This window comes from Streptomyces sp. NPDC026538 (assembly GCF_055567535.1).
Genome location: NZ_JBVHQG010000005.1, coordinates 18,669 through 41,096, shown reverse-complemented (window position 1 = coordinate 41,096; position 22,428 = coordinate 18,669). Strand labels below are relative to the sequence as shown.

The window sequence follows — 22,428 nt, the reverse complement described above, 5'->3', positions numbered from 1 at the left end:
TGCGCCCCCTCAGGGGCGCGGGGAACTGCGCGCTCAGCCCCCACCCACCCGCACCCGGACCACCCACCTGGCGGGACCGGGGCGGAGCTCCGTGACGGTGCGGTTCTCTCCTACCGAGTCGGGTGGGCGGGTGGGTAAACCCCCCGCCAGGCCGACGGCAACTCCGCAGCCACCGCAAGGGCGACCGTCGGCGCCCCCTCCGCCGCGAACCGCCCCGCGAGCCCGTGCAGATACGCCGCCACACTCCCCGCGTCCCGCCCGTCAAGACCGGACGCCAGCAGCGACCCCGCCAGCCCCGACAGCACGTCCCCACTCCCCGCGGTGGCCAGCCACGGCGTCCCCGTCGCGTTGACCCGCACGGCCGCCGCCCCGCCCGCCGCCGCCACCAGCGTCGTCGCCCCCTTCAGCAGCACCGTCGCCCGATACGCCGCCGCCAGCTCCCGCACCGCCGCGAGCCGGCCGGCCTCGACCTCCTCCCGCCGTACCCCCAACAGCGCCGCCGCCTCCCCGGCATGCGGCGTCATCAGCGTCGGCGCCGTACGAGCCCGCACCGCGTCCCGGTCGGCGAGCCGCAGCCCGTCCGCGTCCACCAGCACCGGCACGTCCGCCTCCAGCACCTCGGCGACGACCTCGGCATGGTCCCCGATTCCCGGGCCGGCCACCCACGCCTGCACCCGCCCGGCCTTGCGCGGCCCTCCCTCCGACACCAGCGTCTCGGGAAAGCGCGCCAGCACCTCGTCCGCGGCGGGCCCGACGTACCGCACGGCCCCGGCCCCGCCCCCCGACGCCCCCGCGACGGCGAGCACCGCGGCCCCGGGATAACGGGCCGAGCCGGCCGCGATCCCCACCACCCCACGCCGGTACTTGTCGCTCTCCGCCCCCGGCATCGGCAGCAGCCGCGCCACGTCCACGTCCTGCAACGCCTCCAGCTCGGCCTCCTCGGGCAGTTCGAGCCCGATGTCGACCAGCCGCACGGAACCGGCGTACTCCCGCGCCGGGTCGATCAGCAACCCCGGCTTGTGCGTCCCGAAGGTGACGGTCAGGTCCGCCCGTACGGCCGCTCCCCGCACCTCACCGCTGTCCGCCTCCACCCCGCTGGGCAGGTCCACGGCGACGACGGCGGCCCGCGACCGCTCCACCACGGCGACCAGCGCGGCCGCCTCGGGCCGCAGCCCGCCCGACCCGCCGATCCCCACGATCCCGTCCACGACGAGATCGGACCGCAGGATCAACTCCTCGGCGGCACCGGCGAGTACGGCCCTGCCGCCGGCCCGGCGCAGCGCCGCCAGGCCACCCGCGTGGGTGCGCTCCGGCGCCAGCAGTACGGCCGCGACCCCCGCGCCTCTCCGCGCCAGCCGCGCCCCGGCGTACAGTGCGTCGCCGCCGTTGTCACCGCTGCCGACCAGCAGCACCACCCGGCTGCCGTACACCCGTCCGAGCAACTCGGCGCAGGCGGCGGCCAGCCCCGCGGCGGCCCGCTGCATCAGCGCCCCTTCCGGCAGCCGCGCCATCAACTCCCGCTCGGCCGCCCGTACCGTCTCCACGCTGTAAGCAGTCCGCATGCCCCGAGTCTCCCCCGGAACCGCCGGGGGACGCATCCGCCCGCCGCGTCCGGGTCACCCCTCCGCGATCACCACCGCCGACGCCACCCCGGCGTCATGGCTGAGCGACACATGCCAGGACCGCACGCCGAGTTCCGCCGCACACGCGGCCACGCTCCCCTTCACGTGCAGGAGCGGCCGCCCGCTGTCCTCCACGACCACCTCCGCGTCCGTCCAGAGCAGTCCGGGCGGTGCGCCCAGCGCCTTGGCCAGCGCCTCCTTGGCCGCGAACCGGGCCGCGAGCGAGGCGATACCGCGCCGTTCGCCGCTCGAAAGGAACAACTCCCGCTCCACGAACAGCCGCCCGGCCAGCCCGGGAGTCCGCTCCAGCGACTCCCGGAACCGGTCGATCTCGGCGACGTCGATGCCTACCCCGATGATGCTCACCCGGGCACTCTACGAGCCGCCGGGCCGCCGCAGGGCCGCCCGGCCGCCTCGCCTCACTCCACCGTCACCGACTTCGCCAGGTTGCGGGGCTGGTCGACCTCGTTGCCGCGGGCCGTGGCCAGTTCGCAGGCGAAGACCTGGAGGGGGACCGTGGCGACGAGGGGCTGGAGCAGGGTGGGGGTGGCCGGGATGCGGATCAGGTGGTCGGCGTAGGGGACCACCGCCTCGTCCCCCTCCTCCGCGATCACGATGGTGCGCGCACCCCGGGCCCGGATCTCCTGGATGTTGGAGACGATCTTGTCGTACAGGACGGACCGGCCACGCGGCGACGGCACGACGACCACCACCGGCAGGTCCTCCTCGATCAGCGCGATCGGGCCGTGTTTCAGCTCGCCCGCCGCGAAGCCCTCGGCGTGCATGTACGCCAGTTCCTTGAGCTTCAGGGCGCCTTCGAGGGCGACCGGGTAGCCGACATGCCGGCCCAGGAACAGCACCGTCTTCTTGTCGGCGAGGGAGCGCGCGAGCGCCCGGACCGGCTCCATGGTCTCCAGGACCCGCTCGACCTCGCCGGAGATGTGCGACAGGTCCCGGATCACGGCGCTGACCTCGTCGCCCCACTTGGTGCCTCGTACCTGGCCGAGGTAGAGGGCGACCAGGTAGCAGGCCACCAACTGGGTGAGGAACGCCTTGGTCGAGGCGACCGCCACCTCCGGACCGGCGTGGGTGTACAGCACGGCGTCCGACTCGCGCGGGATCGTCGAGCCGTTGGTGTTGCAGATCGCCAGGACCTTTGAGCCCTGCTCCCTGGCGTGCCGCAGCGCCATCAGGGTGTCCATGGTCTCGCCGGACTGGGAGATGGCGATCACCAGGCTCCGCGAGTCCAGGATCGGGTCCCGGTACCGGAACTCGCTGGCCAGCTCCACCTCGCAGGGGATCCGGGTCCAGTGCTCGATCGCGTACTTGGCGATCAGGCCGGCGTGGAAGGCCGTACCGCAGGCGACGATGACGACCTTGTCCACCTCGCGCAGTTCGGCCGCGCCGATCCGGACCTCGTCCAGGGTCAGCGAGCCGTTGGCGTCGATGCGGCCCAGGAGGGTGTCGGCGACCGCCTTGGGCTGCTCGGCGATCTCCTTGAGCATGAAGTAGTCATAACCCCCCTTTTCCGCTGCCGACGCGTCCCAGTCGACGTGGTACGAGCGGACGTCCGCCGGGGCGCCGTCGAAGCCCGTCACCGTCACGCCGTCCCGGCGCAGCTCCACCACCTGGTCCTGGCCCAGCTCGATCGCCGCCCGCGTGTGGGCGATGAACGCGGCGACGTCCGACGCGAGAAAGGCCTCGCCCTCTCCAACGCCCACCACCAGCGGGGAGTTCCGGCGTGCGCCCACGACCACGTCCGGGTCGTCGGCGTGCACCGCGACCAGCGTGAACGCGCCCTCCAGACGCCGGCACACCAGCCGCATCGCCTCCGCGAGATCGGCGGTCACGGAGAACTCCTCCGCCAGCAGGTGCGCGACCACCTCGGTGTCCGTCTCGGAGGCCAGGTCGTGCCCGCGCTCCGCCAACTCGGCGCGCAGCGCGGCGAAGTTCTCGATGATCCCGTTGTGGACGACGGCGACCCGGCCCGCGTTGTCGAGATGCGGATGCGCGTTGGCGTCCGTCGGCCCGCCGTGCGTGGCCCAGCGGGTGTGCCCGATCCCGGTGGCACCGGCCGGCAGCGGCCGCTCCGTCAGCTCCTTCTCCAGGTTGACCAGCTTCCCGGCCTTCTTCGCCGAGGCCAGCCCGCCGTCGGCGAGTACGGCGACGCCCGCGGAGTCGTACCCGCGGTACTCCAGCCGCTTCAGCCCGGCGACCACCACATCGAGCGCCGACTGCGCCCCCACGTATCCCACGATTCCGCACATGAGCGGCAGCCTAAGTGCCGACCACCACCCGAACACGGCTCAGCGTGCCCGAAATCGGAAATTACACCGGGGTTCGCATCCGGCCGACCTCACACCACCGATACCGACCATCCGCACATCACCGACACGGGAACACCACAGGATCCCCAATCATCCCCCCTCGACGCACCCACCTCGGCGCCCTCGCCCGTGCGCGACTTCACGCCATCCATGCCTGAACCACTCGGTCGGCCAACGCGTGACGGTCGGCGAGAACTTCATCGGAGGCGCGGGGCGAGCCGACTCAAGGCGTATCCGAGTGCGGTCGAGCAGCTCCGCCGGCAGTGGCCGGCCGGTCAAGGCGACGGCCTGCTGGATTCGCTCGACAAGGACGGCCAGCCGACCGCCTACCTCTTCCGGTGCCGGGTCTGTGACACCCACCTCGCCCATGCCGAGGTCACATGATCAGAGCCGCACGTGACCCACCCCACCCCCCACCCCGTTCAAACTCCGTTAACAATGGAATGTGATCTCTCCGGTCTCCCCGATGCCCCGGAGCGCCCACCGGCACAGGCCGGAGGCGACTCCCTATGTCGATCTCACCCGTTCCGAGTGGAGCGCGCTGCGCGACAAGACGCCGTTGCCGCTCACCGCCGAGGAGGTCGAGAAGCTGCGTGGCCTCGGCGACGTCATCGACCTCGACGAGGTGCGGGACATCTATCTCCCGCTGTCCCGGCTGCTGAATCTGTACGTCGGGGCCACCGACCGGCTCAGAGGCGCCCTGAACACCTTCCTCGGCGAGCAGGGCTCCCAGGCCGGCACCCCGTTCGTCATAGGCGTGGCGGGCTCGGTGGCCGTCGGGAAGTCGACCGTCGCCCGCCTCCTGCAGGCCCTGCTCTCCCGCTGGCCCGAGCACCCGCGCGTCGAGCTGGTGACGACGGACGGCTTCCTGCTGCCTACCGAGGAGCTCGAAGCCCGCGGCCTGATGGCCCGCAAGGGCTTCCCCGAGTCGTACGACCGCCGGGCCCTGACCCGCTTCGTCGCCGACATCAAGGCCGGCAAGGACGAGGTCACCGCCCCCGTCTACTCCCACCTCATCTACGACATCGTCCCGGACCGCAAGCTCACCGTCCGGCGCCCGGACATCCTGATCGTCGAAGGACTCAACGTCCTCCAGCCCGCCCTCCCCGGCAAGGACGGCCGCACCCGGGTCGGCCTCGCCGACTACTTCGACTTCAGCGTGTACGTCGACGCGAGCGCCGAGGACATCGAGCGCTGGTACCTCAACCGCTTCCGCAAGCTGCGCGCGACCGCCTTCCAGAACCCGGACTCGTACTTCCGGAAGTACACCCAGGTCTCCGAGGAGGAGGCGGTCGACTACGCCCGCGGGCTGTGGCGCACCATCAACAAGCCCAACCTGGTCGAGAACATCGCCCCGACCCGCGGCCGCGCCACCCTGGTCGTCCGCAAGGGCCCGGACCACAAGGTGCAGCGACTGAGGCTGCGCAAGCTCTGAGACCCCGCCCGCCGGGAACGCCTGTTAGAAAGGCGCCATGCTGCATCTGCGCCTGATCACCCCGGCGGACCGCACGGACGCCGTGGTCCGGCTGATCGACACAACGGTCGGCACCACCCACCTCGTGGTTCTGCCGGGCGCCGCCCGCAACCCCGCCGGGGACGTCGTGATGTGCGACGTCGCCCGGGAGGCGGGCGACGAACTCATCGGCGCGCTCAGGGCGCTGGACCTCGACCGCACCGGCTCGATCGCCGTCGAGGACATCGACCTGAGCCTGTCGCACCGGGCCGACCGGGCCGAGGCGGAGGCACCGGGCGAGGCCGCGGACGCGGTGCTCTGGGAGGGGCTGACGGAGGCGACCCACGAGGAGTCCACGCTGTCGGTCACCTACGTCGCCTTCATCACCCTGGCCACGATGATCGCGGCCTGCGGTGTCGTTCTGGACAACGCGATCCTGATCGTCGGGGCGATGGCGGTGGGACCGGAGTTCGGCCCGCTGGCCGGCATCTGCACGGCGGTGGTGCGGCGCCGCCCCCGGCTGGCCCTGCGCTCCCTCACCGCACTGCTCGTCGGCTTCGCCGTGGCGATGCTGGGGACCGTCGGCTTCACCTATCTCATGGACGGACTGAACCTCTTCACCAGGGTGCAGCTGGCGGCGGAGCGCCCGAACACCAACTTCATCTACCGCCCCGACGCGTTCTCGTTCGTCGTGGCGGTCCTGGCCGGCATCGCCGGCATACTCTCCCTGACCTCGGCGAAGTCGGGCGCCCTGGTGGGCGTGGCGATCTCGGTGACAACGGTCCCGGCGGCCGCGAACGCGGCGGTGGCCTTCGCCTTCACCGAGTACCGCCAGGCCTGGGGCTCGGCGGAACAGCTGCTGCTGAACCTGCTGGGCATCGTGCTGGCGGGAACGGCGACGCTCATCGCCCAGAAGTACCTCTGGAAGCAGCAGCGTCAGCAGGCCTAGGGCGCGGGGCGGGGACATTTACGGCTCCGCCGCGTGGGCGCGCCCAGCCACGGACGACCCGCAGCCCGCAGCGCACACTCCCCGCCACCCACCCCGGACCCGGCGGGGCAACCTACCCCAGCGCGGACTTCACCGCGTCGGCCAGCCGCCCCGCCACTGACCGGGCCTGCTCGATGTCCGCAGCCTCGACCATCACCCGCACCAGCGGCTCGGTCCCCGAGGGACGCAGCAGCACGCGCCCCGTCTCCCCCAGCTCCCGCTCCGCCTCCGCGACCGCCGCCGCCAGGTCCCCGGAGGTCTTCACCCGGGACTTGTCGACGTCCGGCACGTTGATCAGCACCTGGGGCAGCCGTTCCATCACGCCCGCCAGCTCCCGCAGCGACCGCCCGGTCTGCGCGACCCGCGCGGCCAGCAGCAGCCCGGTCAGCGTGCCGTCACCGGTCGTCGCGTGGTCGAGGATGATGACGTGCCCGGACTGCTCGCCGCCGAGGGCGTACCCGTGCTCCTTCATCTCCTCCAGGACGTACCGGTCGCCGACCGCGGTCTGGACGAGGTGCAGCCCCTCCCGCTCCAGCGCCAGCTTGAAGCCGAGGTTGGACATGACGGTGGCGACGACGGTGTCGGCGCGCAGCACGCCCCGTTCGCGCATGGCCAGCGCCAGCACCGCCAGGATCTGGTCGCCGTCGACCTCCTCGCCGGTGTGGTCGACCGCGAGGCACCGGTCCGCGTCGCCGTCGTGGGCGATACCGAACGCGGCCCCGTGCTCGACGACCGCGGCCTTCAGCTTGCCGAGGTGCGTGGAGCCGCAGCCGTCGTTGATGTTGAGCCCGTCCGGCTCCGCGCCGATCGTGACGATCTCCGCGCCGGCCCGGCGGAACGCTTCCGGCGAGACCCCCGCGGCCGCGCCGTGCGCCTCGTCCAGGACGACCTTCAGCCCGTCGAGCCGGTTCGGGAGGACCGACAGCAGGTGGGCGACGTACTGCTCGGAGCCCTCGTCGTAGGACCGGACCCGGCCGACTCCCGAGCCGGTGGGCCGCTCCCAGGGCTCGCCGTGCCGGTGGGACTCGTAGACCGCCTCGATCCGGTCCTCCAGCTCGTCGGCGAGCTTGTGGCCGCCGCGGGCGAAGAACTTGATGCCGTTGTCGGGCATGGCGTTGTGGCTCGCGGAGAGCATGACACCGAGGTCGGCGCCGAGTGCGCCGGTCAGGTGGGCCACGGCGGGCGTCGGGAGGACACCGACCTTCAGCACGTCCACCCCGGCGCTGGCCAGGCCCGCGACCACGGCCGCCTCCAGGAACTCCCCGGACGCGCGTGGATCCCGTCCGACGACCGCCTTCGGCCGGTGGCCCTCGAACGTGCCCACCTCGGCCAGCACGTGCGCCGCCGCGACCGACAGCCCGAGCGCCATCTCGGCGGTCAGGTCCGCGTTGGCGACGCCGCGCACGCCGTCCGTGCCGAAGAGTCGTCCCACTTGTCCTCCTGAAGAAGCGTCCTTGCTGCCAGGAAATGATGGCAGGCGCTTAGTCATGCGATCACACCAGCCTTTGAGCGTCTTGTGTCGTTATACGCCCTTGACCGGGAGAAACGAACGCCCCGACGGCACATGTGGCGTGCCGCCGGGGCGTTCGGAGTACGCGCCGAGCCAGAACCCGGATGCGCGGGCCAGGCCCGTACGTGCGTACGAGCAGGCAGCGGGCGATTAACGCTTGCTGTACTGCGGAGCCTTGCGGGCCTTCTTCAGACCGGCCTTCTTACGCTCGACCGCACGGTCGTCGCGCTTGAGGAAGCCGGCCTTCTTGAGCGGGCCGCGGTTGTTGTCGACGTCGGCCTCGTTCAGCGCGCGGGCGACACCGAGACGGAGCGCACCGGCCTGACCGGAGACACCGCCACCGGCGATGCGGGCGACCACGTCGTAGCGGCCCTCGAGCTCCAGCACCTTGAAGGGCTCGTTGACTTCCTGCTGGTGCACCTTGTTGGGGAAGTAGTCCTCAAGGGTGCGACCGTTGATCTTCCACTTGCCGGTGCCCGGGACGATCCGGACGCGGGCGATGGCGTTCTTGCGACGGCCCAGGCCGGCGGCCGGCTGCGGGTCGCCGAAGCGGGAGGCGAGGGACTCGGAGGTGTACTCGCCCTCGACGGGGACGTCCGACTCGGTGGTGTAGCTGTCGATGTCGACGAGCTCAGTCTCTTCGACCGGCTGCTCAACAGTGGTCTCGGCCACGATTCTCCTCAGATTCTCTTCAGTCTTAGGGGGTGGCCGGACTTACTGCGCGACCTGGGTGATCTCGAACGGCACCGGCTGCTGCGCAGCGTGCGGGTGCACGTCACCCTTGTAGACCTTCAGCTTCGAGAGCATCTGACGGCCCAGCGTGTTCTTGGGGAGCATGCCCTTGACGGCCTTCTCGATGGCCTTCTCGGGGTTCTTGTCCAGCAGCTCGTCGTAGCGGACGGAGCGCAGACCACCCGGGTAGCCGGAGTGGCGGTACGCCATCTTCTGGGTCCGCTTGTTGCCGGACAGGTGCACCTTGTCGGCGTTGATGATGATGACGAAGTCACCGGTGTCGACGTGAGGGGCGTAGATCGGCTTGTGCTTGCCCCGCAGAAGGGACGCGGCGGTGGTGGCGAGACGACCCAGGACGATGTCCTGAGCGTCGATGACGTGCCACTGGCGCGTCACATCGCCGGGCTTGGGGCTGTACGTACGCACGGTTCGTAGCCTTCGCTTCGAGTGAATGGTCCTGAACAGGTCACCGAAACGATCACGACAGCCTGAGCCACTGCGGCGACGCATACCGCGTACGTGGGGTTGCTGGTCATCGGCCCGGTGGACCGGTGTAAGGGCCCGTCCCGTGAGAATGAGCAAGCCAATACACAACGAAGAGTCAGCGTACCGGGGCGCCCCCGGACGGGTCAAAACGAGCTCGCGCAGACATCGGAGGCGCGCGCCAGCGCCGGGATGCTCCACCGTGCCCCAAAGGTCCACTATCACCCTTCGTACTGTCGCACCGGCACCCCTCGACCCCCGTCTAAGATGCGCCCCATGAGCTATGGGCAGGGGGGACCCCAGTCCCAGTGGGATCCCTGGAAACCGCAGTCACAGCAGCCCTGGAGCGGCGGCGCCGACCAGACTCCGGACTGGGCCGCGCTCGCCGAGGCCTCGGAGACGCGCAACAAGCGGCGCAGAGTGCTGTTCATCGGCGGTGGCGTGGTCGCCACACTGGCGATCGGCACCGCCGTCGCCATGGCCGTGGTGTCCGCGAACGGCGACAACAACGCCTCCGGCACGCCCAGCAACCTGCCCGCGAGCGCCTCGCTGCCGAGCGAGTCGGTGGACCCGGCGCCGTCCTTCGCGCCGACCAGTGCGCCGCCGCCGCTGGATCCCGAGGACTTCATATCCAGCGCGAAGAAGGACACGGCGCCGCTCAGCGCCGAGACCCTCTTCCCGGGCACCCAGCTGACCATGGGCGAGACGGTGTACAAGAAGGGCGCCACGGCCGACACCAAGAAGTGCGCCACGGCCGCCAAGGGCACCCTGCCGAACGTCCTCACCAAGAACGACTGCACCCGGCTGCTGCGCGTCACCTACTTCAAGGACGGCGTCGCGGTCACGGTCGGCGTGGCGGTCTTCGACACCGACGCGCAGGCGGCCAAGGCCAAGACCGAGGCCGACAAGAAGGGCTTCGTCACCGCGCTGGCCGGTTCCGGGGCGAAGGCCTTCTGCGCCTCCGGCGTCTGCCGTACGACGACCAACTCCTACGGCCGGTACACCTACTTCACCACCGCCGGATTCCTCAACGGCAAGGACGTCACCACCAAGGACACCAAGGTCTTCCAGACCGGTGACGACCTGGCCGAGTTCACCTTCCGGCAGATCCGCAGGCGGGGCGAGGCCCAGGCGTCCGCGGCCGCGAACCGGTGACGTATCCCCGGAGCGCGTGAGAGCTCCAGGGCCCGACCGGTGATCTGAGCGACCGTCGCCCGGCTCACCGTCGCGCCCGCCCGGGCCCTGACCGGCGGCACAATGGCCTCCGGTTCGGTCGGGGCGGGAACGGGGGCGGGCGAGGGTCATGCGCATGCGGGGACGGGTCGGGCTCATCGGGGCGGGTGCGGCCGCCGGGCTGCTGGGGCCGCTGGCGCTGTGGCGGGTCTGGCGGGACGACGCGGACGGTGCGCGGGCCCCGCGGCTCGTCCCCACCGATCTGCGGGACCGCGACCCCGAGGCGACGCCCGCGGCACGCCGGGTCTACGCGCTGCTGGCCGGCCTGGAGAACGACGCCCGCCGCGGCCGTGCGAGCCGTACCGTCATCGGGCAGCACGTGGAGCTGCAGAACGAGCGCTACAACGCGGGGTACGGCGACTACCGGGGGACCAAACAGCCGGGCTACTACTACCGCAAGGCCCGGGACATCACCGGACGGCTGCCCGGTTTCGTGGAGCTGGACCTCGGGCCCGGTTACGGACAGCCGGGCTGGGCGGTGGGCACGGCACGCTCCTACTCCCGGGCCTGGCCGGCCTGCCGGCGCTTCTGGGGGTACACCGAGGACGCCGTGGACCTCGCGGTCGGCGTGTGGTCGGGCCTGCCCCGGGCCACCGACGGCTCCTACCGGCCCTCCGGCACGCACCAGGAGTGCGCCTCCGGCACCGAGGTCTCCCTGCCGCACAACGGCGGCGGCCCCGCGGGCCTGGTCGGCTTCTCCTTCCACCAGCCCTATCCGGGCAGCGCGGTCAAGGGGTTCGCGCAGACCCTGCTGCGCAACTCCCCCGGCGCGCGGGACAGCGGCTGGTTCGGCCGGGTGGTCACGGCGGGCAGCGCCGAGCACCGGGCCCTGCTGCACGATCTCGACTTTCTCGCGGACCACCTCGGCTATCTCGCCGACCAGGGGGTGCCGGTGCTGCTGCGCCCGTTCCACGAGATGAACACCCGGCCGGGCCACGGCTTCTGGTGGGCGGGGCAGGATCCCGCCGCCTTCCGGACGCTGTGGCGGATCGCCCACGACCACCTGGTGCACCGGCGCGGCCTGCACAACCTGATCTTCGTCTGGTCCCCGAGTTCCTGGGACGGTACCTACGGCCGGCACCCCGGGGCCTACTACCCGGGCGGCCGCTATGTCGACGTCGTCGGCGTGGACGCCTACAGCGACACCCCGGCCACACCGGCCGGCGGGGCCTGGACCGAGGTCTGGTACCGCGGCCTGGAGGAGTACCGCAGGCCGCGCGTCGTCGCCGAGTCCTTCTACGTCCCGCTGAACGCGGCCCAGCCCGAGACCCTCACCCGGACGCCGTGGGTGATGTGGACGGTGTGGGGCCAGGCGCTGTCGTACGACAATCTCGCCGCGCCCCGCGGGAAGAACGCCACGGCCGATGTGAAGCGGACCTACGCCTCACCGAGAGTGATCACCGGTGGACGCCCCGTCCGCGTTTGGGATGTGGACTGGGAGACGCTGCACAAAAGTCACTGAGGTTAACGTCTGAACACAATTTCCACACCCGCATTCCCATGTACCGCACATACATGCAAGGATCGCTGTTCTGTTCGGTCAGTGGTTCGGGCGCCCGGGGGGGCATCTGAGAGGCGGCTGACCGAGGCGCCTTCAAGAAGGCGCGGGGGGATCGATTCCCGGAACAGCACAGCGGTCATGGCGTGCTCCGCCCTGCCGCGGCCCAGGTCCGTCGATGCCTCCGCGCGCCACCGCTCTCACGGGGAGTTCCACAGCCGTCATGGCATCGACAACGGTCGACGGTGGTGCGCCGCAGTCGCGGCACACCACGAAACTGGCGAAGCGCACCGCTGCCTGGAAACCGGGCATCCTGCCGTTCCTGATCCCGCTGGTCTTCCTGACCCTGTTCAGCCTGTGGTCGTACACACCCAGCCACTCGCCGCTGGCGTGGCTCATCACCATCTGCTGGGCGCTCCCGGTTCCCGGTGTACTCGTGTCAGTCCAGGGGTTCTTCCTCATCCGCCGCCGGCTCCGCAAGTCGCACCTGATGACCCCGCCGGCCCAGGTGGACCAGGACTTCCTGATCGTCCTCGTCCCCACCATCGGACGGCACGACACCTACCCGGCCCTGGAGCGCTCCGTCCTCTCCTACGTGGAGCACCTCCCGGAGTGGTTCCCGTACATGCGCGTGGACGTGCTCACCGAGGAGGGCTGCGAGGCCGGCCAGCGGATCGACGAGCTGGCCGCGGTCAGTCCGCTGATCCGCGTGGTCACCGTCCCCAAGGCGTACGAGACCGAGAACGGCACCCGTTTCAAGGCCCGTGCCAACAACTACGCCCACGAGCTGCGCATCGAGGAGCGCGAGGCGCTCGACCACGTCTGGGTGCTGCACATGGACGACGACACCGGTGTCGGTCCCGACACCTCGGCTTCCCTCGCCCAGTTCATCAACCGCCAGCGCCGTGCGACCCCCGAAGAGGTCAAGCACATGGCGCAGGGCATCCTGACCTACCCGCGCGAGAACGCGGTGAGCCTGCTCACCTGGTTCGCCGACGCCATCCGCCCCGCCGACGACATCGCGCGCTTCCGGGCCTTCACCGGCCTCGGCACCCCGGCCGCCGGTGTGCACGGTGAGCTGCTCGTCATCCGGGCCTCCATCGAGGCCGAGATCGGCTGGGACTTCGGCCCCAAGGAGATCGTCGAGGACGCCCGGCTCGCCCTGACCTTCTGCCGTCTCTACCCGGGTCGCAGCGACTGGTTCAACGGCCGCTGCTACGGCGCCTCACCGGCCAACGCCAAGGACTTCATCAAGCAGCGTGAGCGCTGGGCCTGGGGCCTGGTCGCCCTCTGCTTCAACCGCAGGGTCCCGCTGCGCTACCGCTGGTTCCTGACCATCTGCGTGACGAGCTGGATCCTCGGGCCTCTTCAGCACGTCGGCACGATCATCTTCGTCGCCTGGTTCATCGGCGACATGAACACCTCGCCCGTGACCCAGTCCGTGGTCATTCTGTGGTCGATCAGCTTCGCGTACGTGATCTGGGCGTACTGGGAAGGGCTGCGGCTCAACGCGATCGCCTCCCTCAGCGGCCGGCGCAGGTGGTGGGAGCCCGTGGCGGTCCTCCTGCTGCTGCCCTACTTCTCCCTCATCGAAGGAATCGGGGGCATCAAGGGCCTCTGGAAGTTCCTCCGCCGCGAGGAGAACAAGTTCGTCGTCATCGCCAAGCCCGCCTGATCCGGAAGAGACCTCACACCCATGAAGCGCGCACGCCTGCCCATGCTCGCCGTGCTCCCCGTCACCGTCATCTCCCTCGTGGTCGCGGCACCCTTCGTGATCGGCGACCACCCCCTGCAGTGGTCGTCCGGATCCCTCATGCCCCACCTGGTGCTCGACGGCAGCGAGCCCACCCACCCGGCCGGGTCCAAGTCCGGCACCGGCACCGGCACCGCGGCCGCTCCGGGGAACACCGAAATCGCCAAGGTCGACAAGGAGTGGAAGAAGGGCATGCCGCAGTGGGGCGTCCAGCTCTACTGGGAGGACAACCCCGAGCACGCCCTCGACTACGTGGAGAAGCAGGCCCGGGTCCAGGCGAACTACCTGGTCGGCCTGCACGCCAACGCCGTCAGCGTCTCCTTCCCGTTCTTCACCGGGACCAAGTCCTCGACGAAGATCGTCGGCGGCACCAAGACCCCCACCCCCGAGCGGCTCGCCCGGGTACTGGCGATCTTCCACGAGGCCGGACTGCGCACGACCGTACGGCCGCTCATGGACGAGACATCGCTCGACATCGCGGACGGCAACTGGCGCGGGAACATCGCGCCCTCCAGCCGTGACGCCTGGTTCGCCTCGTACGAGAAGTTCCTGACGCCCTACCTGAAGGCGGCCCAGGGCGAGAAGGCGGCGACCTTCGTCATCGGCACCGAGCTGAACTCCATGGAGGGCGACGAGCGCTGGAACGCGCTCGTGGACAGGGCCGAGAAGGAGTTCACCGGTGAGGTCGCGTACGACGCGAACTGGGACAACTACGTCAGCGGCCCGATCTCCATGCCCGTCAGCCACCTCGGCATCGACGCGTACTTCCCCGTCAAGGTCGACGACGACGCCCCGGTGGACACCCTCGTCAACGGCTGGGACCACTGGCTGGACAAGAAGGCCACCGGCACCCTGCCGAAGATCACCGTCGCCGAGGCCGGCATCGGCGCCATGAACGGCGCCTACCACTCCCCCGGCAACTTCTACACCAAGCGCGCCGTCAACCTCCGGGTGCAGGCCAACTGGTACACCGCCGTCTGCCGGGTGGTCCAGGAACGGAAGATGAGCGGCGTCTACTGGTGGTCGATCTACTTCGACGACAACCCCAACGACAAGCCCGACGACAAGGTTGCCTCCCGGCTCGACTTCGCCGGTCGCCCCCTCTCCGAGAAGGCGATCAAGTCCTGTTTCACCTCCGACTACGCGGGCCCCGGGACTGACACCGCTAGCTGACCGAGCGAGGCAATCATGCAAGAAGCCATCATTCTGGTGGGCGGCAAGGGAACCCGCCTGCGCCCACTGACCAACCACACCCCGAAGCCGCTTCTCGGCGTCGCGGGCTCCTCCTTCATCCGCCACCAGGTGGCCAAGCTGATGGAGGCCGGGGTCGAGCACCTGGTGTTCGCCACCTCGTATCTCGCCAACCTCTTCGAGGACGAGTTCCGGGGCTTCTCCCGGGACCTGGAGATCTCCTACGCCGTCGAGGGGGTGCCGCTCGGCACCGGCGGCGCCATCCGCAACGCCGGCCGCCTGCTGCGCGGTCCGTCCGACGCCCCGGTGCTCGTCCTCAACGGCGACATCCTCTCCGGCGTGGACCTGCGCGCGATCCTGGACCGGCACGAGGCCCGGGAGGCGGACGTCACCCTGCACCTCACCCGGGTCGCCGATCCGCGCGCCTTCGGCCTCGTCCCCACCGACGGGAGCGGCCGGGTGCTCTCCTTCCTGGAGAAGCCGAAGACGGCCGAGGAGTGCGTCACCGACCAGATCAACGCCGGTTGCTACGTCTTCCGCCGATCGGTCCTCGACGCCATCCCCGCCGACCGCGAGGTCTCGGTCGAGCAGGAGACCTTCCCGGAGCTCGTCGCCCGGGGCGGCCGCGTCTTCGGCCACACCACCACCGACTACTGGCGTGACCTCGGCACCCCGCTGGCCTTCGTGCACGGCTCCGCCGACCTGGTCACCGGCCGGGCGACCTCGCCGCTGGTGGGCCCGCCCGCCGAGGCCCTGGTCCACCCCACGGCCACCGTCGACCCGACCGCCCGCGTCACCGGCGGCTCGACCGTCGGCCCGTACGCCGTCATCGGCCCGCACGTGGTCGTCGACCGCTCCATCGTCGGCGAGCGCGTCACCGTGGCCGAGGGCGCCCGGATCCATGAGTCCGTGGTGGACCACGACGCCTCCATCGGCAGCGAATCGATTCTTCGCGAGGCCGTGGTGGGCTGCCACTCCCACGTCGGCGCCGAGAACGAGCTGCCCGCCCAGTTGCGGCTGTCCTGCGGCATCCGCATTCCCGCCCAGGGGGTGCGCGTCAGCGGTACGGCTGCCGCCTGCCCGACGGCCCACTGAATTCCCCGGCTCGACCGGACAGTTACTGGAGAGACGTGACCACCCATCAAGCCACCCCGGTAGGCGACCCGACGGAGCCGCCCGCGCACCGGCCGGACCAGCGCCTCCACGGCGCCCCGAGGGAAGACCGGCTGCGGAAGTACCGCCCCGACCTGCAGGGTCTGCGTGCCGTGGCGATCACGATGGTCGTCCTGATGCACACGGGCATCCTCGGCATCCACGGCGGCGTCGACGTCAGCTTCACGCTCAGCGGCTTCCTCATCGGCAGCCAGCTGCTCGCGGAGATCGACAAGACCGGCAAGGTGTCGCTCGGCAAGTTCTGGGCCCGCCGGTTCCGGCGGCTCGCGCCGGGCGCCTCCCTCGTCATCGTCGTGACGGCCGTCGTGGCCTGGATCTACGCCAGCCCGTTCCGTTTCCGCGACTACATGTCGGACGGCTTCGCGGCTTCGCTGAGCTTCATCAACTGGCGCCTCGCCGAGAACGGCACCGACTACTTCGCCAACGACGGCAGCCAGTCGCCGTACCAGCACTTCTGGTCGCTGGGCATCGAGGAGCAGTTCTACGTCGTCGCGCCGCTCGCGCTCGTCGTCGTCGCCTGGTTCAGCCGGGTCGTCTTCCGCAGCCGCTTCTTCATCGGGCTCTTCCTGGCCACCGTGATCGGCGGCTCGCTCTATCTGTCGGTCACGCAGACCCACACCAACCAGCCGCTCGCCTACTTCGGCACCCAGACCCGCGTGTGGGAACTCGCCCTCGGCGTCTTCGTCGCCCTCAACGCCCGGCTCCTGTCCCGCATGAACCAGGGCCTGGCGGCGTTCCTCACCTGGGCCGGACTCGGCACCACCCTGGTCACCGCCCTCCTCATCACGGAGAAGACCCCGCTGCCCGGATACGCCGTGGGCGGCCCGGTGCTGGGCGCCGCCCTGGTCATCGCGGGCGGCTGCGCGGCGCCCCGCCACGGCGTCGAGCGGGTCCTGTTCAACCCCGTGACCGACTTCGTGGGCAACGTCAGCTACGGCTGGTACCTCTGGCACTGGCCGATGCTGATCCTCTGGCCCGAGATCGTCACCCGCGAGTTCACCTACTCCGACCGCTTCCGGGTCGCTGCGGGCTCCTTCGTGCTGGCCATCGCCACGCACTATCTGATCGAACGGCGACTGAAGGCCAACGCCAAGCTCGTGCAGATCCCGTGGCGCGGCATCCTCATCGGCCTGACCCTGACCGGCACCGCGGCCGCCGCCACGACCCTCGCCGTACGGGTGCCGCTCAACCTGTCGGTCCAGACCGCCTCCGGCGCCGCCGCCAACGGCTACCAGGGCATCGCCTCCGTCGAACAGGCCGTGAAGGAGCGCGACCATCCCCGGATCAGCGAGTCCGCCCTGCTCAAGGCCCCCCACGACCGCGGCGACCACGGCTGCATCGACGACCTGCTCATCACCGGCTACACCCTGCGCGACGAGTGCGTCATCGGCGACACCACGGCCAAGCGGACGATGGTGCTCATGGGTGACTCGCACGCCTACCAGTGGGGGAACGCGTTCAACGAACTCGGCAAGAAGCTGCACGTCAAGGTCATCACCGTGATCAAGAGCGGCTGCACCCCGGAGGCGTACCAGATCACCCGCGAGGACCTCGGACGCGACTACAGCGAGTGCACCAGCTGGCGGAAGACGGCCCTCGACAAGATCGACCAGCTCAAGCCGGACGTGCTCGTCGTCGCCAACCGGGTCCAGGGGACCACCACCGAGGAAGGCGCGGACCAGACCTTCAAGCGGCTGAAGGCCACCGGCGCGAAGCTGGTCTACCTCACGGACACGCCGTACCCGAACCGCTCCGTCCCGGACTGCCTCGCCCAGAACTCCGCCGACATCGGCACCTGCAGCCGTCCGTCCACGGAAATGATCGACCACGCCGAGTTCCGCCTCATGGAACGGGAGGCGGCCCAGAAGTACGGGTTCAAGGTCATCGACACGATTCCGGCCTTCTGCGCCGACGGGTACTGCCCGGCCGTGATCGGCGGACACGTCGTCTACTGGGACTACAGCCACATGAGCGGCAGCTACGCCCTTTCCCTGGCCCCGTACCTGGAGCCGAAGTTCAAGACGGTCCTCGCCGGCTGATCCGTCGCATCCGTCAGATCGACCGCACGCGCACCCGGCGCGCCTCCCGCTGCCTCTCCAGCAGCAGGCCGGCCGCCGGGTACGCGACCTCCTCCAGCGTCAGCCCGTGCGGCCGCACGACATGTACGGCGCTGTCCCGCACGCCCGCGTCAAGAACGCGCCGCGGCCACTCCACGCCCCGGTGCCCGTCCCCCACGAACAACAACGCCCCGACCATGGACCGCACCTGGTTGTGGCAGAAGGCGTCGGCCCGGACCTCGATCTCGACGACCCCGTCCGCCCGCCGGCTCACCCCGAAGCCGAGGATCTCGCGAATGGTCGTCGCCCCCTCCCGCTTCTTCGCGTACGCGGCGAAGTCGTGCTCCCCCACAAGGGACTTGGCCGCGGCGTCCATCGCCTCGACGTCCAACTCCCAGTCGTGCCACAGGACGTGATTGCGCAGCAGCGGATCCACACCCCCCGGCCGGTCCCCGACCCGGTACACGTACCGTCGCCACAGCGCCGCGAACCGCGCGTTGAACCCCGTCGGCGCCTCACCCAGCGCCCACACCCGCACATCCTTCGGCAGCCGCCCCGCGAGCCGCTTCAGCAGCTTCTCGCGCTGCTCCTCCCACACCCCGGCCGGCAGATCGACATGCGCGACCTGCCCCCGCGCGTGCACCCCGGCGTCCGTTCGCCCGGCCACGGTCAGGTCGTACGTCGTCTCCTGTGACCGGGTGACGATCCGCAGCGCCTCCTCGATCTCCCCCTGCACGGTCCGTTTCCCCCCGGCCTGCTTCGCCCAGCCGTGGAAGTGGGAGCCGTCGTAGGACAGGTCGAGACGGACGCGGACATAGCCGGGCTGAACTTCGTCACTCACACGGAGATCCTCTCAGGAACACAGAAGCGGGCCCGCCCCTCGAAAGGAACGGGCCCACTGAGGCGCCCCGATAGGGGCGCGGGGAACTGCGCGACCAGCCACTGAGGCGCCGCAGCCAAAGGACGGCCTTACGCCTCCTTCGACTCCTCGCCCTCGTCGGACTTGGCGTCCTCGACGACCTCGGTCTCCTCGACCTTGGTCTCCTCGGGCTTGACCTCGGCGTCCTTGGCGGCACGCTTCGTCGCGGCCTCGGCCTCACCCGTCGCCTGCTGCGCGACCGTCAGCGCCTCGACCAGCTCGATGACAGCCATGGGCGCGTTGTCGCCACGACGGTTACCGATCTTGGTGATACGGGTGTAGCCACCCGGACGGTTCTCGTACCGCGGGCCGATCTCGGTGAAGAGCGTGTGCACGATGCTCTTGTCCGTGATGACCTGGAGCACCTGACGGCGGTTGTGAAGGTCGCCCTTCTTCGCCTTGGTGACCAGACGCTCGGCGTACGGCCGCAGACGGCGGGCCTTCGCCTCGGTGGTGGTGATACGGCCGTGCTCGAACAGCGACTTCGCGAGGTTCGCGAGGAGCAGCTTCTCGTGCGCGGCGCTGCCGCCCAGACGGGCACCCTTGGTGGGCTTCGGCATGGTTCTTCTCCTGTGTGTCTGCTCCGGCCGTATCAGGTACCGGAGTCAGTATCCGAGCGGGCGGTCGCCCGTCGGAGATCCGGGGCGTCCCCGAAGGGGCGTCCCGGAGGGGGCGCGGGGAACTGCGCGATCAAGCACAGCGCACCCGCACCCGAGTACGGACCGCGGCCCGAGCTCTTAGTACTGCTCGGTCTCCACGAAGCCCGCGTCCGCGTCGTCGTCGGCACCGAAGGCGTCGGCGGCGGCGGTCGGGTCGAATCCGGGCGGGCTGTCCTTGAGGGCCAGGCCCATGCCGGCCAGCTTCGCCTTGACCTCGTCGATGGACTTCGCACCGAAGTTGCGGATGTCCAGGAGGTCGGCCTCGGAGCGCGCCACGAGCTCACCCACGGAGTGGATGCCCTCACGCTTGAGGCAGTTGTAGGAGCGGACCGTGAGCTCCAGCTCCTCGATCGGCAGCGCCAGGTCGGCGGCGAGGGCGGCGTCCGTCGGGGACGGGCCCATGTCGATGCCCTCGGCGTCGATGTTCAGCTCGCGGGCGAGACCGAACAGCTCGACCAGGGTCTTTCCGGCCGACGCCATGGCGTCACGCGGCCGCATGGCCTGCTTCGTCTCGACGTCGACGATCAGCTTGTCGAAGTCGGTGCGCTGCTCGACACGGGTCGCCTCGACCTTGTACGTGACCTTGAGCACCGGCGAGTAGATGGAGTCGACCGGGATACGGCCGATCTCCTGGCCCACCTGCTTGTTCTGCACGGCGGAGACGTAACCGCGGCCACGCTCGACCGTCAGCTCCATCTCCAGCTTGCCCTTGCCGTTGAGCGTGGCGAGGACCAGGTCGGGGTTGTGCACCTCGACGCCGGCCGGGGGCGCGATGTCGGCGGCGGTGACCAGACCCGGGCCCTGCTTGCGCAGGTACATCACGACCGGCTCGTCGTGCTCCGAGGAGACGACCAGCTGCTTGATGTTGAGGATCAGGTCGGTGACGTCCTCCTTGACGCCCGGCACGGTGGTGAACTCGTGCAGGACACCGTCGATGCGGATGCTGGTGACAGCAGCGCCGGGGATCGACGACAGGAGGGTGCGACGCAGGGAGTTGCCGAGGGTGTAGCCGAAGCCCGGCTCCAGCGGCTCGATCACGAACCGGGAGCGGAACTCGTCGACGACCTCTTCGGTCAACGAGGGACGCTGAGCGATCAGCATGTTGTGGATCCTTCAGTTGCGGGCGCCCGCTATTTGACGCCCTACTGGTACTGCAAGGGTACGGGCGATACGGCCCTTTTACGGAGCCGTACCGCCCGGAAACCTCAGGCCCGAAGGCGTCGCGTCAGACGCGGCGGCGCTTCGGCGGACGGCAGCCGTTGTGCGGGGTCGGGGTGACGTCCTGGATGGAGCCGACCTCGAGGCCCGTGGCCTGCAGGGAACGGATCGCGGTCTCACGACCGGAACCCGGGCCCTTCACGAACACGTCGACCTTGCGCATGCCGTGCTCCTGGGCGCGGCGGGCAGCCGACTCGGCGGCCATCTGCGCGGCGAACGGCGTGGACTTCCGGGAGCCCTTGAAGCCGACGTGGCCGGCGGAGGCCCAGGAGATCACGTTGCCGGACGGGTCCGTGATGGAGACGATCGTGTTGTTGAACGTGCTCTTGATGTGCGCGTGGCCGTGAGCGACGTTCTTCTTTTCCTTGCGGCGCACCTTCTTGGCAGCGCCCTGACGACCCTTGGGGGGCATCTAGTAACTCCTACGGGGAGGTGGTCGGTCCTACAGCGAAGACCGCTGATGAAGCGTTGTCCGCTGAGGACTACTTCTTGCCCGGCTTCTTCTTGCCGGCGATGGCGCGACGCGGGCCCTTGCGGGTGCGGGCGTTGGTGCTGGTGCGCTGACCGCGGACGGGCAGACCGCGGCGGTGACGCAGACCCTGGTAGCAGCCGATCTCGACCTTGCGGCGGATGTCGGCCTGGATCTCGCGACGGAGGTCACCCTCGGTCTTGATGTTGTTGTCGACGTACTCACGAATCGCGACCAGCTGCTCTTCAGTCAGGTCACGGACGCGGGTGTTCGGGTCGATGCCGGTCTCGGCCAGCGTCAGCTGGGAGAGCGTACGGCCGATGCCGAACACATAGGTGAGGGCGACTTCCACACGCTTTTCGCGCGGGATGTCAACACCGGAAACGCGTGCCACTTCAATGGCTCCTGGTGATCTTCGGAGGTCTTCCGCAGGACCGGATCCCAGCCGCCGGCCTCTTCTGTTTCAAAGAGTAGGTACGACCTGGGTCCCCGGCCTCCGAACCGGGGGTGTCGAGCCGTGTTCGGCTCGGGCCCTGCGTATGAACAAATTCAGCTTGCGTCGCGCGAATCTCTGCGATGGGTGCAGAGGGATCGGTCGTGCGTCAGCCCTGGCGCTGCTTGTGGCGCGGGTTCTCGCAAATGACCATGACCCGACCGTGACGGCGGATCACCCTGCACTTGTCGCAGATCTTCTTGACGCTCGGCTTGACCTTCATGGGATTGAGGTTCTCCGGGTCAGTTGCCGGCAGCCCCGCTCACACGGGACCTGGGCAAGATCTACTTGTATCGGTAGACGATCCGGCCACGCGTCAGGTCGTACGGAGACAGCTCCACCACGACCCGGTCGTCAGGGAGGATGCGGATGTAGTGCATACGCATCTTGCCGCTGATGTGTGCCAGGACCTGGTGGCCGTTCTGGAGCTCGACCTTGAACATCGCGTTCGGAAGAGACTCGACGACAGTGCCCTCGATCTCGATGGCACCTTGCTTCTTGGCCACGCTTCGCCCTTCGAATCGACTACCTTGATCGACTCCCGCACTTTCCCTTTCGGGCGCATGCGGACATGCGGGTGCACGAGAGCCGACGAGTCAGTCTACGTCAGCGCACCCCGAAAGACGAATCGAGAGATCCTGCCCCAGAAG

At 69.8% G+C, this 22,428-nt stretch carries 21 protein-coding genes; 8 read left to right on the top strand and 13 right to left on the bottom strand.

Going from position 1 to position 22,428, the window contains the following annotated elements:
* Positions 1 to 110 precede the first annotated feature (110 nt).
* The 3 genes from ACZ4N4_RS20645 to glmS are packed head-to-tail and all read right to left on the bottom strand — an operon-like array spanning position 111 to position 3,889.
* Positions 111 to 1,562: an NAD(P)H-hydrate dehydratase gene (locus ACZ4N4_RS20645; RefSeq protein WP_467590712.1), complete on the bottom strand. Its 1,452-nt coding sequence runs from the start codon at positions 1,560 to 1,562 to the stop codon at positions 111 to 113.
* Positions 1,563 to 1,616: 54 nt separating this feature from the next.
* Positions 1,617 to 1,988, bottom strand: coding sequence for a holo-ACP synthase (locus ACZ4N4_RS20640; RefSeq protein ID WP_453569179.1), 372 nt, complete (start codon positions 1,986 to 1,988; stop codon positions 1,617 to 1,619).
* A gap of 53 nt (positions 1,989 to 2,041) precedes the next feature.
* Positions 2,042 to 3,889 (bottom strand): glutamine--fructose-6-phosphate transaminase (isomerizing), encoded by a 1,848-nt coding sequence (gene glmS / locus ACZ4N4_RS20635; protein ID WP_453569181.1) that lies wholly within the window; start codon positions 3,887 to 3,889, stop codon positions 2,042 to 2,044.
* A 526-nt stretch (positions 3,890 to 4,415) separates the two neighbouring features.
* On the opposite strand from glmS, the gene coaA reads away from it, so the two are divergent.
* Both coaA and ACZ4N4_RS20625 read left to right on the top strand, forming a co-directional pair.
* Complete coding sequence (gene coaA, locus ACZ4N4_RS20630) at positions 4,416 to 5,384, top strand: type I pantothenate kinase (protein ID WP_453569182.1); 969 nt, start codon at positions 4,416 to 4,418, stop codon at positions 5,382 to 5,384.
* Positions 5,385 to 5,421: 37 nt separating this feature from the next.
* Positions 5,422 to 6,351, top strand: coding sequence for a DUF389 domain-containing protein (locus ACZ4N4_RS20625; RefSeq protein WP_467590708.1), 930 nt, complete (start codon positions 5,422 to 5,424; stop codon positions 6,349 to 6,351).
* Between the two features lie 112 nt (positions 6,352 to 6,463).
* Here ACZ4N4_RS20625 and glmM read toward each other — a convergent pair whose 3' ends face one another.
* From glmM to rplM, 3 genes are all read right to left on the bottom strand, one after another.
* On the bottom strand, positions 6,464 to 7,822 hold the full coding sequence (gene glmM, locus ACZ4N4_RS20620) for a phosphoglucosamine mutase (protein ID WP_450754208.1): 1,359 nt from the start codon (positions 7,820 to 7,822) through the stop codon (positions 6,464 to 6,466).
* 228 nt (positions 7,823 to 8,050) lie between these two features.
* On the bottom strand, positions 8,051 to 8,572 hold the full coding sequence (gene rpsI / locus ACZ4N4_RS20615) for a 30S ribosomal protein S9 (RefSeq protein WP_351714120.1): 522 nt from the start codon (positions 8,570 to 8,572) through the stop codon (positions 8,051 to 8,053).
* A 42-nt stretch (positions 8,573 to 8,614) separates the two neighbouring features.
* Positions 8,615 to 9,058 (bottom strand): 50S ribosomal protein L13, encoded by a 444-nt coding sequence (gene rplM / locus ACZ4N4_RS20610; protein ID WP_046730621.1) that lies wholly within the window; start codon positions 9,056 to 9,058, stop codon positions 8,615 to 8,617.
* 333 nt (positions 9,059 to 9,391) lie between these two features.
* On the opposite strand from rplM, the gene ACZ4N4_RS20605 reads away from it, so the two are divergent.
* From ACZ4N4_RS20605 to ACZ4N4_RS20580, 6 genes are all read left to right on the top strand, one after another.
* Positions 9,392 to 10,270 (top strand): hypothetical protein, encoded by an 879-nt coding sequence (locus ACZ4N4_RS20605; protein ID WP_453574744.1) that lies wholly within the window; start codon positions 9,392 to 9,394, stop codon positions 10,268 to 10,270.
* A 154-nt stretch (positions 10,271 to 10,424) separates the two neighbouring features.
* Positions 10,425 to 11,810, top strand: a complete 1,386-nt coding sequence (locus ACZ4N4_RS20600) for a glycoside hydrolase family 26 protein (protein WP_467590703.1) — start codon at positions 10,425 to 10,427, stop codon at positions 11,808 to 11,810.
* A 259-nt stretch (positions 11,811 to 12,069) separates the two neighbouring features.
* Positions 12,070 to 13,521 (top strand): glycosyltransferase family 2 protein, encoded by a 1,452-nt coding sequence (locus tag ACZ4N4_RS20595; protein WP_453574740.1) that lies wholly within the window; start codon positions 12,070 to 12,072, stop codon positions 13,519 to 13,521.
* A gap of 21 nt (positions 13,522 to 13,542) precedes the next feature.
* On the top strand, positions 13,543 to 14,772 hold the full coding sequence (locus ACZ4N4_RS20590) for a glycoside hydrolase family 113 (protein WP_467590700.1): 1,230 nt from the start codon (positions 13,543 to 13,545) through the stop codon (positions 14,770 to 14,772).
* Between the two features lie 15 nt (positions 14,773 to 14,787).
* Complete coding sequence (gene manB / locus ACZ4N4_RS20585; RefSeq protein WP_467590697.1) at positions 14,788 to 15,885, top strand: mannose-1-phosphate guanylyltransferase; 1,098 nt, start codon at positions 14,788 to 14,790, stop codon at positions 15,883 to 15,885.
* Between the two features lie 35 nt (positions 15,886 to 15,920).
* Positions 15,921 to 18,002, top strand: coding sequence for an acyltransferase family protein (locus tag ACZ4N4_RS20580; RefSeq protein ID WP_467590694.1), 2,082 nt, complete (start codon positions 15,921 to 15,923; stop codon positions 18,000 to 18,002).
* A 13-nt stretch (positions 18,003 to 18,015) separates the two neighbouring features.
* On the opposite strand, the gene truA is transcribed toward ACZ4N4_RS20580, so the two are convergent.
* The 7 genes from truA to infA all read right to left on the bottom strand — a co-directional run bounded on the left by truA (position 18,016) and on the right by infA (position 22,284).
* The gene (truA, locus tag ACZ4N4_RS20575; protein WP_467590691.1) at positions 18,016 to 18,861 is read right to left on the bottom strand and encodes a tRNA pseudouridine(38-40) synthase TruA; all 846 of its coding nucleotides are present in this window, start codon (positions 18,859 to 18,861) and stop codon (positions 18,016 to 18,018) included.
* 128 nt (positions 18,862 to 18,989) lie between these two features.
* A complete protein-coding gene (gene rplQ, locus ACZ4N4_RS20570) occupies positions 18,990 to 19,499 on the bottom strand; it encodes a 50S ribosomal protein L17 (protein ID WP_453574730.1) in 510 nt (169 codons plus the stop codon).
* Between the two features lie 177 nt (positions 19,500 to 19,676).
* Positions 19,677 to 20,699, bottom strand: coding sequence for a DNA-directed RNA polymerase subunit alpha (locus tag ACZ4N4_RS20565; RefSeq protein ID WP_003966937.1), 1,023 nt, complete (start codon positions 20,697 to 20,699; stop codon positions 19,677 to 19,679).
* 124 nt (positions 20,700 to 20,823) lie between these two features.
* A complete protein-coding gene (rpsK, locus tag ACZ4N4_RS20560; protein WP_003956432.1) occupies positions 20,824 to 21,228 on the bottom strand; it encodes a 30S ribosomal protein S11 in 405 nt (134 codons plus the stop codon).
* Positions 21,229 to 21,298: 70 nt separating this feature from the next.
* Positions 21,299 to 21,679 (bottom strand): 30S ribosomal protein S13, encoded by a 381-nt coding sequence (gene rpsM, locus ACZ4N4_RS20555; RefSeq protein WP_020941684.1) that lies wholly within the window; start codon positions 21,677 to 21,679, stop codon positions 21,299 to 21,301.
* Positions 21,680 to 21,887: 208 nt separating this feature from the next.
* Entirely contained in the window at positions 21,888 to 22,001 is a 114-nt protein-coding gene (rpmJ, locus tag ACZ4N4_RS20550; RefSeq protein WP_003998809.1) for a 50S ribosomal protein L36, read from the bottom strand.
* A 61-nt stretch (positions 22,002 to 22,062) separates the two neighbouring features.
* Positions 22,063 to 22,284, bottom strand: coding sequence for a translation initiation factor IF-1 (gene infA, locus ACZ4N4_RS20545; RefSeq protein ID WP_003948620.1), 222 nt, complete (start codon positions 22,282 to 22,284; stop codon positions 22,063 to 22,065).
* Positions 22,285 to 22,428: the final 144 nt, after the last annotated feature.